General features: G+C 59.5%; 11 protein-coding genes. 3 read left to right on the forward strand and 8 right to left on the reverse strand.

The features are described 5' to 3' along the window. Positions 1-40: 40 nt before the first annotated feature. From SVU69_11670 to SVU69_11705, 8 genes are all read right to left on the reverse strand, one after another. Positions 41-550 carry a hypothetical protein gene (locus SVU69_11670; protein MDY6943653.1) on the reverse strand — a complete coding sequence of 170 codons (510 nt, stop codon included), beginning with the start codon at positions 548-550 and terminating at the stop codon, positions 41-43. A 1-nt stretch (position 551) separates the two neighbouring features. Next, positions 552-872 (reverse strand): hypothetical protein, encoded by a 321-nt coding sequence (locus SVU69_11675; protein MDY6943654.1) that lies wholly within the window; start codon positions 870-872, stop codon positions 552-554. 299 nt (positions 873-1,171) lie between these two features. After that, positions 1,172-1,888 carry a CsiV family protein gene (locus tag SVU69_11680; GenBank protein ID MDY6943655.1) on the reverse strand — a complete coding sequence of 239 codons (717 nt, stop codon included), beginning with the start codon at positions 1,886-1,888 and terminating at the stop codon, positions 1,172-1,174. A 12-nt stretch (positions 1,889-1,900) separates the two neighbouring features. After that, positions 1,901-5,374 (reverse strand): transcription-repair coupling factor, encoded by a 3,474-nt coding sequence (gene mfd / locus SVU69_11685; GenBank protein MDY6943656.1) that lies wholly within the window; start codon positions 5,372-5,374, stop codon positions 1,901-1,903. A gap of 27 nt (positions 5,375-5,401) precedes the next feature. Next, on the reverse strand, positions 5,402-6,520 hold the full coding sequence (locus SVU69_11690; protein ID MDY6943657.1) for a 3-deoxy-7-phosphoheptulonate synthase: 1,119 nt from the start codon (positions 6,518-6,520) through the stop codon (positions 5,402-5,404). Between the two features lie 45 nt (positions 6,521-6,565). Then, the gene (locus SVU69_11695; protein ID MDY6943658.1) at positions 6,566-7,459 is read right to left on the reverse strand and encodes a carbon-nitrogen hydrolase; all 894 of its coding nucleotides are present in this window, start codon (positions 7,457-7,459) and stop codon (positions 6,566-6,568) included. A gap of 58 nt (positions 7,460-7,517) precedes the next feature. Continuing rightward, on the reverse strand, positions 7,518-8,579 hold the full coding sequence (locus SVU69_11700) for an agmatine deiminase family protein (protein ID MDY6943659.1): 1,062 nt from the start codon (positions 8,577-8,579) through the stop codon (positions 7,518-7,520). A 30-nt stretch (positions 8,580-8,609) separates the two neighbouring features. Then, positions 8,610-8,924, reverse strand: coding sequence for a hypothetical protein (locus SVU69_11705; GenBank protein MDY6943660.1), 315 nt, complete (start codon positions 8,922-8,924; stop codon positions 8,610-8,612). A 151-nt stretch (positions 8,925-9,075) separates the two neighbouring features. On the opposite strand from SVU69_11705, the gene SVU69_11710 reads away from it, so the two are divergent. The 3 genes from SVU69_11710 to SVU69_11720 form a co-directional block, all read left to right on the forward strand. After that, a complete protein-coding gene (locus tag SVU69_11710) occupies positions 9,076-10,323 on the forward strand; it encodes a lipoprotein-releasing ABC transporter permease subunit (protein MDY6943661.1) in 1,248 nt (415 codons plus the stop codon). Beyond that, positions 10,316-11,026, forward strand: a complete 711-nt coding sequence (locus tag SVU69_11715; GenBank protein MDY6943662.1) for an ATP-binding cassette domain-containing protein — start codon at positions 10,316-10,318, stop codon at positions 11,024-11,026. Before SVU69_11710 ends, SVU69_11715 begins: the two co-directional genes overlap by 8 nt. A 15-nt stretch (positions 11,027-11,041) precedes the next feature. Beyond that, positions 11,042-12,723, forward strand: a 1,682-nt coding sequence (locus SVU69_11720; GenBank protein MDY6943663.1) for a DNA internalization-related competence protein ComEC/Rec2, incomplete at its 3' end; no start/stop codon positions are given.

Raw genomic sequence — 12,723 nt, forward strand, 5'->3', positions numbered from 1 at the left:
CATGCTGAGTTGCTGTTATCTCGGATGTTCGGGGTTCTGGTTAGTTCAAATTTTTTGTTATTTGCTTATATGCGCCGTCGTCGAGAAAATCGGAGTCTATTTTTACCAGCTTGCCGTCTTTTCCGCTGATGAAAAGGAATGTTTTTTCTTCGGTTTCGGAATAGTTGAATATGTAATTATCTGATTTCCAAACATTGGTCTGAGCGCCGCTAACGAATGTTTCGGACATGATCCGAAGCGTTTTCTCGTTGCAGCTTGAGTTTTCAATGGGTGAGAATAGTATATTGAAAAATTCGTTGACATGGCATCCGTAATCCAGGGATTTATCGTTGCTCATGTCAGTGAATGCGACATAATTTTTGCCTTTCTGTTCGCTGTATCGAAATATCAAAATATTCTCTTGTCCGCCTAGGTCGCCAATGACCCGAAAATCGCTTGGCAAAACAAAGGCTAAACCGGAGTATTTGAGATCAAAATACTTAGCGCCGAATACATTGAATACGTAAACAAGTAAAAAAACGAAAATTACGGAAGCGAGGAGCCTGCCCATTCTAAATCCCCATCAATGCCATCGAGATTTCTGTTTTATGTTTTGCGCTGATGGCAGCCTTGCAACTTTGGTAAATCGCCGTGTCACCGGAAAGTACTCTCTTGCCGATTTTTCTAAGCTCCTTCAGAACGTACTTCGCATTCACCACGCTGTACCTCGGACGGGGAAGTAAGTCCATTGGGTCTGAGCAAATATTCGCTTGTTCAAGCGCTTCATATGCCACCAAGGCTGCGGTTTCATTGACTGTATGAGGGCTTGTCAGACCTTCCCCCCAAAAGTAGTTAATTACCGCTGACACATATTCTCTGTCGTACAAGTCCATCTCATCTTCTCGTTTTTCTCACGATGGATAAACTATCAGGCGAGAGGCATATCATCTACCAATGTTGGCGTTCGGTTCCAACTGTTCTTCGCAATGACGTTATAAGGTGAGGCGGTATTCGTGCTAAACAAAGCGGCGCTTACCGCAAATGGTGGCTCGGCTAGATCGGGCGGAGTGGTGGAGCTGCGAGCGCAACCAAGCCGGATTCTTCGCCACCATACAGTCGCTCCGGGAAAACGTGAAAGCGCGGCTGGGGTAGGGCAGGCCAGCCGTTTCAACTGCCTGGCTTCAACTTAGGGTCACCGCAGGGGGTCTACGCGGACGAGTATCCCGAAGCGGGGGTTATCCAGATAGTGTATTTCGCCGGTTCGCAGTCGGCGCGTTTCCACCAGGGCATACTCTCGCCAGCGGGGGGTGTCGCTCAGCGGATTTTCGGGTGTGCCGCTTGTCGGGGCCGGTTCGGTGAGGGCAAGCTGGGTCTGAACATGGATGAAGCGGTTCACGTACACGGTCACGGTTCCGTCCAAGCGATAGGTGGCCGGTGCATCGGTGGCCAGGGTATCACCGGCGACGAAGATCGAAGCGTTGGTGGGGAGGTTGATGGGACGGCCATCGCTGATCCGTACGGCTCGGGCTTGGCTTTCGCCGAGGCCGGGTTGAACCCAGGCCAAGTGCATCACGGGTCGGTAGGCTTTTCCCCGGGCGATGGAGTCCGCATAGCGGGTGAGTTTGTGTTGGCTGGAAGGCAAAAGCGAAAAGGCCCCTCGCCCCGTTTGCTCTGACGCTGGGGTGATCGCGGCGCCCCAGTTGGCACGATCCAGCATGGGCGCCGGCCAATACTCATCCTGCAAGCCGGTTCTGTCCAGGTTTTCGAAGATCACCAACTCGACTTGGTAGTTCTGCCCGAACGCGCTCATCCACGGCGCCATGCCCATCAGCGTGACAGCGAAGACGTGGGCCCAATATCGACTCATCTTCATCGTATTGGCTTGCCGTGCTTGGGTAAACCATGCCATGGATCGGTCCTCTCAGTCGGCTGTGGTCGATTCGGTTTCGATGACCGGCATGGTCCCGGTTTCCAGGCCCTTCAGGACTTGGTCCACCCGCTCCACCCGCTCGGCCGGGGTTTCGGAAGGAATAAGGCAACGCAAGGTATCTTGTCCTTCCAGGCGGAAACGATCCGGTTGTTTTTGAATCAGATCGATGATGATTTCCGGCGCCACGGCGGGTTGCGGTTGGAACTGTATCCGTATCCCTTTCGGCCCGGCATCCAGTTTGCGAATGCCGAGTGTGTTCGCGCGTAACTTGGCTTGGGTGACTTCGAATAAATGTCGGGTGGGTTCGGGCAGCAGGCCGAAGCGGTCAATGAGTTCCACTTGCAGCTCACGCAGGCCATTCTCGTCCTCGGCGTTGGCGATACGCTTGTATAGGATCAGGCGCATGTCTACGTCTGGCACGAATGTGTCGGGCAACAAGGCGGGAATACCCAGATCCACCTCCGCGCCATGTTGCGGACCCTTCGTCAAGTCGGGTAGATCTCCCCGTTTCAGGGCTTTGACCGCCCGATCCAGCAGATCCTGATACAGCGAGAATCCCACCTCTTGAATATGGCCGCTTTGTTCTGCGCCCAGCAGTTCGCCGGCGCCGCGAATTTCCAAATCGTTGGTGGCGAGCGTAAATCCGCTGCCCAATTCGCCCAGCGATTCGATCGCTTCCAGGCGTTTGGCGGCATCGGGGGTGATGGCTTCGCGCGGCGGGGCTAGCAGATAAGCATAAGCCCGGTGATGAGAGCGCCCCACGCGCCCGCGGAGCTGGTGGAGCTGGGCCAGTCCCAGCCGGTCGGCCCGGTTGATGATGATCGTGTTGGCGGTGGGAATATCGATACCGCTCTCGATGATCGTGGAACACACCAGAATGTTCGCCCGGCGATGGTAGAAATCGAGCATGGTTTGTTCCAGCGCGCGCTCGGGCATTTGGCCGTGGGCCACCAGTACCCGCCCTTGGGGGACCAACTCCTCGATGCGGTGCGCCATGCGTTCGATGGTTTGCACTTCGTTGTGCAGAAAAAACACTTGCCCGCCGCGTTTGATCTCGCGCTGGCAGGCTTCCACGATCAGGGCATCGTCCCATTCGCTGACGAAGGTGCGCACCGCCGCCCGTTCGACCGGCGGCGTGGCGATAATGGACAAGTCGCGTAATCCCGCCATGCTCATGTTCAGGGTTCGGGGAATCGGGGTTGCTGTGAGGGTGAGTATATCCACCTCGGCCCGGAGATTTTTCAGTTTCTCCTTGTGCCGCACGCCGAACCGGTGTTCTTCGTCGATGACCACCAAGCCCAGGTTGTGGAAACGAATATCGCTGCCTAACAACTTGTGTGTGGCGATGACGACGTCCACCTGACCGGAAGCAAGTCCTTCCATCACGGCTTTTTGTTGTTTGCTTCCGTGCATGCGGGATAGGACATCCACTCGAATCGGCCAGTCGGCGAAGCGGTCTCGAAAGTTTTGGTGATGTTGTTGGGCCAACAGCGTAGTGGGCACGAGCACGGCCGCTTGTCGACCGGCATGGGCGGCCACGAAGGCGGCACGCATCGCCACCTCTGTTTTGCCGAAGCCCACATCGCCACAGACCACCCGATCCATGGGGTTGGGCGAGGTCAGATCCTGGATGACCGCTTCAATGGTTTGCAGCTGATCGGGCGTTTCTTCAAACGGAAACTGGGCCGCGAAGCTGCGGTAGGCTTCGGCATCCAGGGTGATGGGGTCCCGGCGGTTGGCGGCTCGGCGCGCTTGTACCTCCAGTAGCTCGGCAGCGACGTCGTAGGCCTTTTGTGCCGCTTTGCGTCGCGCCCGTTCCCATTGCTCGCTGCCCAGGCGATGCAGGGGGGCGTGTTCGGGGTCGGTGCCGGTGTAGCGGCTGATCAGATGCAGAGCCGATACCGGCACGTAAAGCTTGTCGCCACTGGCATATTCCAGGGCGAGAAACTCCGCTTCGTTGCCGCCTACCGTGAGTTTCTGTAATCCGAGATATCGCCCCACGCCGTGGTCCTCGTGCACCACCGGGCTGCCGACGCTGAGATCGGTCAGGTTGCGGATGATGCTGGCGGGGTCGCGGGCTGCTTTCGCGCGCCGGCGCTGACGGACACGCTCGCCGAAAAGCTGCGGCTCGGTGATGATAGAGGTGTCGGCAAGAAGCAGGCCGCGCTCCAGCGGCGCGATGGTGATGCCGAGGGGTTGGTCGTCTTGCAGGAAGGCCGCCCAGTCCCCGTAGCGCTTCGGTTTCAGTCGGTGTTCGGCCAGGGTATCCAAGAGGGCTTCCCGGCGCCCGGCCGACTCCGCCGCGAGCAGCACGCGGCCCGGGTAGGTGTCGATGAAGTCGGCCAGCTCCCTGGCCGGCGCAGAGGCCCGAGGATTCAACAGTAAAGACGGCGGGTCTTCTGAATCGAACGACGTGTGTTCGTGCGTCGGCGAATCCAGAGCCAGACGGACGCGCGGCAGGCGTTCTGTGCGCTGGCGAAAATATGCGCCGTCCAGAAAGACTTCATCCGGACGCAAAATGGGCCGTTCGACATTGTGGCGACGCTGCTCGTAGCGTTCGGTGATTTGCTGCCAGTTGGCGTCCAAAATGCCTTCGATATCGGGATCCAAGACCAGGGTGGTGTGCTCGGGCAGGTAGTCGAACACACTCGCGGTCTGCTCAAAAAACAGGGGTAGGTAGAATTCGATACCGCCCGGCGCGAGGCCGGCACTCACATCCCGATAAACCAAGCTGTTTTGTGGGTTGCCTTCGAAGCGGGCGCGATACCGTTGGCGGAACTGTTTGATGGCCGCTTCTTCCAACGGGAATTCGCGGGCTGGCAGCACCCGAACGCGGTTTACGGGATCCTCGGAGATTTGAGTTTCCGGATTGAAGGCTCGGATGGATTCCACTTCTTCATCGAACAGGTCGATTCGATAGGGTTGCATGGCGCCCATGGGGAAGACATCCAGCAACGAGCCGCGAATGGCGAAATCACCGTGTTCGACGACTTGCGAGTTGTGCGTGTAGCCGGCCGCCTCGAGCTGCCGGGCTAGCGCGTCCCGGTCGATTCGCTCGCCGACATCCACCACCAAGCTGTAACCGGTGACGTACTCGCACGGCGGTACGTACTGCATCAGTGTACCGATGGCGACCACCAGAATGCCCTGCCGAAGTTGGGGCAAGTGATAGAGCGTCTCCAGCCGCTCGGAGATGATGTCCGGGTGCGGCGAGAAAATATCAAACGGCAGTGTTTCCGGATCCGGCAGCCTGAGCACGGGAAAGGGGTGTTCGCTGGCGTAGAACTTGAGTTCGGTCTCGACCATTTCCGCCGTACGGGCATCGGCGGTGATGACGCAGAGTACGCCCTCGTGCTGGGAGGCGGCGCGAGCCAGGGCCAGAGAAGCGGCACTGCCGCGCAGCCCTGACCAGATCGCTTCCTCTCCGGCGCTTCCGGGGAGTTCGGGATGCTTTAGATTCGCCATGCGATGAATGGGTTCTCGTCGGTGCTATTAGGCTGAGTTTTCCGGTTGCCAAAGTGCTCGGCGTTTCTCGTAGGCCTCGCGGGCGATCTTGACGTCTTCCAGGAACAGCGGCAGTTCCTCCAGTCGCAGGGCCTGCGCGCCGTCCACCAAAGCGGTTGGTGGGTCGGGGTGGAAGTCCACCAGCACCATGTTGGCGCCGGCAACCACCCCCTGGGCGGTTGCATGAACCAGGTCCATGATGCGATCCGGGGCTTCTTGGCGAATACCCACGGAATGGGATGGGTCAATGCACACCGGCATCCGCGTGAGGCGTTTCACCACGGGGATATGGGCGAAATCCACCAAGTTGCGGTGGGGGTCTCCCATGTTGGTTTTCATGCCGCGCAGGCAGAAAATCACCCGCCGATTGCCCTCGCTGGCCAAATATTCGGCGGCGTTCAGCGATTCGTCCAGCGTAATTCCGAAGCCGCGTTTGATCAGAACCGGGAATTCCTGCTGGCGACCGGTGGTTTTGAGTAGCTCGAAGTTCTGCGTATTGCGAGTACCGATTTGCAGCATCACCCCGGTGGGCCGCCCGGTCTGTTCCAGGGCGGTGTGAATTTCGTCCACGTGGGCCTCGTGGGTGATCTCCATAGCGATCACCCGAATGCCGTATTTGCCCGCCAGCTCAAACACCCAGGGCAGGCATTTTGCGCCGTGACCCTGAAACGAGTAGGGGTTGGTCCGCGGCTTGTAGGCACCCATCCGGGTACAGACCTGACCGTTGTCCTTGAGCGCGCGCATCATTTGCTCGACGTGCTCGGGAGTGTCAACGGCGCACAGGCCCGCGAACACATGCAGGTTGTCCTGCCCGAAACGCACACCGTTGTATTCGAAGTCTGCCCGGCGATGTTCATCCCGGTGGCGTCCCAGAACCCGATAGGGCTCCGATACCCGCACGACCCGTTCCACGCATGGCAGCGCCAGCATCTCCTGGGTGTCGAGTCGCGCGGTTTCTCCGATCAGGTAGATTTCGGTGAGCACCTGCTGGGTGCCGGCTTCGCGATGAATCCGCCAATTGACATCCGTCAACTGGTTGAGCCGGGCGATCAGCTCTTGGTATGGCGCGTCGTCGGTATCGATGTCAGAAGCAAGAATCAAGATCATGGCGTGGTCTTACCTGGAAAGTGGGATGGCTACAAACGACGTTACTTAGTCTCGATAACGCCGGATCAGTTCGCCGTAGGCGTCGATGCGGCGGTCGCGGAAAAACGGCCAGATGCGGCGAACCGTTTCACTGCGAGCCAGATCAATTTCTGCCACGAGCGTCTCGGGCTGATCGGGGTTGGCCTCGGCGATCAATTCACCTTGTGGGCCGCAGACAAAACTGGTGCCCCAGAAGCGGATGCCCGGACTTTCGCCACTGGGGTCGGTCTCGGTGCCCACGCGATTGCAGGACAATACCGGAATGCCGTTGGCTACCGCATGCGCCCGTTGACTGATCATCCAGGCGTCACGCTGTCGGCTTCGCTCGGCGGCGGTGTCACGTTCGTCCCAGCCGATGGCGGTGGGGTAGATCAGTAAATCCGCACCGGCCAGCGCCATCAGCCTGGCCGCTTCCGGATACCATTGATCCCAGCACACCAGCACGCCCAGCTGGCCGATGCTGCATTCGATGGGCTGGAAACCCTGGTCGCCGGGCGTGAAATAGAATTTCTCGTAGTACCCCGGGTCGTCCGGTATGTGCATTTTTCGGTAGCTGCCGGCAAGCGTGCCATCGCGGTCCAATACCACGGCCGTGTTGTGGTAAATCCCCGCCGCGCGGCGCTCGAATAACGAGCCGATGATCACCACGTCGAGTTCTTGCGCCAGCCCCCCAAGCCATTGGGTGGATGGGCCCGGGATCGGTTCTGCGAGATCGAACACATCGGGGGCTTCGGTCTGACAAAAGTAGACACTGTTGTGCAGCTCCGGCAGTACGATCAACTCCGCCTTGGCGGCGGCGCTGCGGATCGCGGTTTCCAGCCGATTCTTGTTCTCGGCCATATGGGGACCACAGGAGATCTGTACCAGTGCTGCTTTGAGAACCGAAGACATGGCTGTCATCCGAAAGTTCGGTCTGAATGGGGGCCGTATTCTACCAGTGTTGGCTTGCTTCGACAGGTCAGGGCGTGATCGGATCAAACAGGCGAACGGCCGCGGGCAGTTGCATGGATATGCAATGCAAACTGCCGAACTGCCGTATCAGGGCCCGGCTGTCGATGGGTATGATGGTCCGCCCGGGAAAGACGGTGGCCAGCCGGTCCAGGGCGATGGCATCGGCGGGGTCGCTGTACGTGGGGACCAACACCGCGCCGTTGATGATGAGGAAGTTGGCGTAGCCCGCCGGCAAACGCGCTCCCTCGCGATCGTACTGCGGACGCGGCAGGGGGAGGGGAACCGTATGATACGGCTGCCCGTCCGGGCGCCGGAAGGCGGCGAACTCCGCTGCCATCGCCTGCAGCGGTTTGTAGTGCTCGTCGGATGGATCATCGCAACCTTGATAGACAATGGTCGCCGGATCGGCAAATCGCGCCAGGGTGTCGATGTGACCATCCGTATCGTCGCCGGCCAAGTCGCCTTGGGACAACCACAGTATCTTCTCGAAGCCCAAACAGTGCCGTAGTTCGAACTCGATTCGCGCCCGGTCCCAATCCGGATTTCGGCGGCCATCCAGCAAGCACGACTCGGTGGTCAGCAAAACACCCTGGCCATCCGATTCGATACTGCCGCCTTCCAGGACCCAGTCCAGGGTCTCAAACGGGATGTCGCCAAACACCCCTTGTTGGTGGACTCGCGCGGTGATGGCATTGTCTAGCGCGCTTTCGTATTTGCCGCCCCAGCCGTCGAACTGAAAATCAAGCAAGATCGCTTGCTCATCCCGGAGCACGGTGATGGGGCCGTGATCCCGAACCCAGCTATCGTTGCTCGGCGCCAATGCGGTATACAAGCGTGAGCGATCGGCATCCACCGAAGCGAAATGGGTTCGAACCGAACGCTGAACGTGCTCGTCGTGACAGACAACCAGAAGGTTTTGGTGGGCGAGAATGGCTTTGCCGATTTGGGCGAATGTTTGTTCCGTGGCCTGAAGTTGCGTTGCCCAGTCGGTGTTGGCGTGCGGCCACGTGAGGATAACGGCGGATTGACGTTCCCATTCCGCCGGGAGTCTGATGAACGGATCGGGCATATTCCCTTATGCGCTCCGGCACGGAGTGTGTTAGCGGTTGTGCGCCTTCCGTTTTAGCTGGTCGGGAATGACGCTGTGAATCACCAAATGGTGCTCGAAATATACCATGAACCCATCATATTCCCAGCGCGTGATGGGCGGATCACCCACGGCAGCGTAAGTTTTTTGCGGAATGCCGTAGTTGGATTGAACGTAAGACATGGACATGCCTCGGGTCGGCACGTTGCGGTCCAGCGCGACAGACTGGATCGCTGCATCGTGGACTCGCAATTCGTCGGCCCATGCCGGCATGATGATCAAGCCCAGCACCGTGGCTGCGGCGAAAATCAGCATCGGTCGTTTCATGGTGTCATCTCCCGTTGTGCTGCGCAGACTCCCTGTTGAATCTATTTAGCAAAATCGGCGGAAAACGCCAATTATTGAGCCTGGGATTGTTCGACCGGCATCAAGCCCAGGTCGCCAGCACCCCTCGTTTCGTGATTTAATCCGCCGCATCATGTTTCGTCCCTATGAAGTCTACATCGGGCTGCGTTACACCCGCGCGAAGCGAAGTAACCACTTTATCTCCTTCATTTCAATGACTTCCATGGCCGGCGTCGCGCTGGGCGTGACGGCGCTGATTGTCGTTCTGTCGGTGATGAACGGCTTCGAGGCGGAGCTGCGCGAACGCATTCTGGGCATGACTTCGCATATCAACGTCGCTCAGTACGATGGCCGCCTGGAGGGGTGGGAGGCCTTGCGTGACGAGCTGCTGCAGGAACCGGACATCTTGGGTGCCGCACCTTACGTGGAAGGTGAGGCGATGCTCCGTCGCGGGCGGGCATTGACCGGAGGGTTGCTCCGGGGTGTGCTGCCGGAACTGGAACCGACGGTATCCGAAGTCGATCAGCATATGATTGCAGGCCGCTTGTCGGATTTGGTTGCGGGTGGCTACGGTGTGGTCATGGGTAAAGCGTTGGCCGATGCCTTGGGGCTGACGGTGGGGGATAGCGTGGACATCATGATTCCCCAGGCCAGCGTCACGCCGGCCGGTCTTATTCCGCGGTTACGCCGGTTCGAAGTGGTCGGGCTGTTTGAGGTCGGCATGTATGAGTACGATCGATCGCAAGCGTTTATTCATCTGGATGACGCCGCGCGTCTTTATCGGCTGGATGGCAAGGTCAACGGTTTGCGCTTGCGGATCGACGATTTGTTTCGGGCGCCCACGGTCAGTCAGGCACTGACGTCCAAGGTCCCGCCAGGGATCTACCTCAGCGATTGGACCCGCCGGCACGCCAACTTTTTTCGCGCCATCCGGACCGAGAAAACTGTGATGTTCGTCATCCTGGCCCTGATTGTGGCCGTGGCGGCTTTTAATATCGTCTCCACGCTGGTGATGGTGGTGACTGACAAACAGGCGGACATCGCGGTGCTGCGGACCGTCGGGGCCACACCTTTGAGCGTCATGACCGTTTTCGTCGTTCAAGGAGCCTTGCTCGGCGTGATCGGCACCCTCTTGGGCGTGGTCGGTGGCGTGACGCTGGCCTTGAACGTGGAAACCTTGGTACCCACCTTGGAGAACCTGATTGGTTACCAATTCCTGCCGGCGGACGTGTACTACATTTCGGACCTGCCTTCGGAGTTGCAAATCGACGACGTCATCAGGATTTCCTTGATCGCGCTGGGACTGTCGTTTGTTTCCACCCTGTATCCCGCCTGGCGGGCCTCCCGAGTCGATCCTGCCGAGGCTTTGCGTTATGAGTAGCGCGACGTGTTCTCAGGCCGCAATGGGCGAAGCAGCCCTGGTTTGCCGGGGCGTGGTGCGGCGCTACGTTCAGGGCTCCGCAGTCGTACCGGTGTTATCGGGCGTGGATTTGCGCGTTGAGCGCGGAGAACAGGTTGCAATCCTGGGGGCTTCGGGGTCCGGCAAAAGCACCTTGCTGCATGTGCTGGGCGGTTTGGAGCAGGCCGATGCTGGCGAAATCTGGGTCGCCGGCCAAGCCATGCATCGGTTGGGCAGCACCGCTCGGGGTCGCTTACGCAATGCCCAGCTGGGTTTTATCTATCAATTCCATCATTTGCTTCCGGAATTCTCGGCGGAAGAGAACGTGGCCATGCCGTTGATTGTTCGGCGAGAGCGACCGAGTCGCGCCTTGCAGTTGGCTCGTGGACTGTTGGCCCGAGTGGGTCTGGAGCATCGTCTGAAGCACAAGCCGGCGCATTTATCCGGCGGCGAGCGGCAACGCACAGCGGTTGCCCGGGCGCTGGTAACCGCTCCCAGTTGCGTGCTGGCGGATGAGCCCACCGGCAATCTGGATCCGGCGACCGCCGACCAAGTCTACGATTTGATGCTCGAACTGAATCGGGATCTCAACACCAGTTTTGTGGTGGTAACCCACGATCTCAACCTCGCGGGACGTATGGACCGCATTGTCCGCTTGGAAGACGGCACGCTCCAAAGCGCGTAGCCGGTTCGTCACGTCATGGTCGGTATGCTACTGGCATTCGTTGCGGGCACCGGCTTTTTGCACCTTCAGTCCCAATTGCCCGGACCTTTCTGGCCGCTGGCGATGCTGCTTGCGGCCGCCGTCTTGCTGGTGGGCTTTCGCGCTCGCGCTGAGGTGTGGTGGGTCGCAGCGTTTGTCTTGGGTTTTTCCTGGGCGTGGTGGCACGCCATCGGGATTGTTGAGGCGCGTCTCCCGGAGCAATGGGCGGGCCAAGATGTTGTTTTGGTCGGCCGGATTGCCGATTTTCCGCAATCGAACGGGCCGGTTACCCGCTTGCTGGTCGAGGTCGAGGTGCCGGCCGAAGAGGCCAGTGCGTTAAGGCCGGGAGATCGAATCCGGGTCAACGACTATGGCGATGAACGCGAATATCGTGCAGGGGAGCGGTGGCGTTTCAAGCTCCGTCTCAAACGGCCGCGTGGGCTGGCCAACCCCGGGAGCTTCGATTACGAGGCGTGGCTGTTTCGGCAACGGGTGGTGGCCACGGGCTATGTGCGCGAGGATCCGTCGATCGAGCGTCTTTCGGCTGGGGGATCATTCGTTTGGTTGCGCGTGCGCGCTTGGCTGGCGGAGCGGATCGATACTGCAACGGGCCAAGACAGTGCTCATCTCGGCGTGATTCGGGCGCTGGCGCTGGGAGATCGAAGCCGGCTTTCAAGTGACCGCTGGTCGGTTTTCGCGGCCACCGGGACCAGTCACTTGATGGCTATATCCGGTTTGCACGTGGGGCTGCTCAGTGCCTGGGTGTTCTGGTTGGTTCGCTTGGTTTGGATGCGGATTCCCGCACGTGCCCAGCGCTGGCCGCCGGACCGGGTGGCCGCTCCTGCCGCCTTGTTGGCCGCGACGGTCTATGCGGCGTTGGCGGGATTTTCGGTTCCCACGCAACGTGCCCTGGTGATGTTGGCCGTCGTCCTGCTCATGATCTGGCGGCAGCGGGCGGTTTCGCCCTGGCGGGTGTTCTTGCTGGCCCTTGCGGCCGTGTTTGTTTTCGATCCGCTGGCCTGGTTGGCGCCCGGCGCGTGGTTGTCGTTCGCCGCGGTGGCTTTGATTCTCTATGGCAGCTGGGGGTATCGCCACGCCGGTGGTGCCGTGCGGTCGTTGCTGCGGATCCAATGGTTCATCGCCATCGGATTAGTACCAATGACACTCTGGTGGTTTCAGACCATCTCCTGGGTGGCGCCCGTGGTCAATCTCATCGCGGTGCCCGTCTTCAGTATCGCGGTGGTGCCTTTGGTGTTGGTGGGAACCGTCTTGGCCGCAATGGATCCGGCATGGGGCAGTGTGCCCTTGCATTGGGTCGAGGTGGGGCTGGAAGCCGTTTGGCCTTACTGGGTTCTGTTGGCAGATTCTTCGTTTGGCGTCTCGGATTGGCGCACACCGTCCTTGGGCGCTTTGGTGTTGCTGGTCGTCGGGGCCTTTTGGTTTTTGGCCCCACGGGGGCTACCCGGGCGCTGGGTGGGGCTTTGTTTAGCGGTCGCTGCGCTCGCGTGGCCCGTTCCGCGATTGGACGACGGCACAGTGGAGCTGACGCTGCTGGACGTGGGGCAAGGACTCAGTGCGATCGTGCGTACTCGGGATCATGTCCTGGTGTTCGATGCTGGTCCTCGCCATGCCAGTGGCTCCGATGCCGGCCGTTTGGTGGTGATTCCGTATTTGAAATC

Source organism: Pseudomonadota bacterium (genome assembly GCA_034189865.1).
In the GTDB taxonomy this organism is placed as follows: Bacteria; Pseudomonadota; Gammaproteobacteria; order UBA5335; family UBA5335; genus JAXHTV01.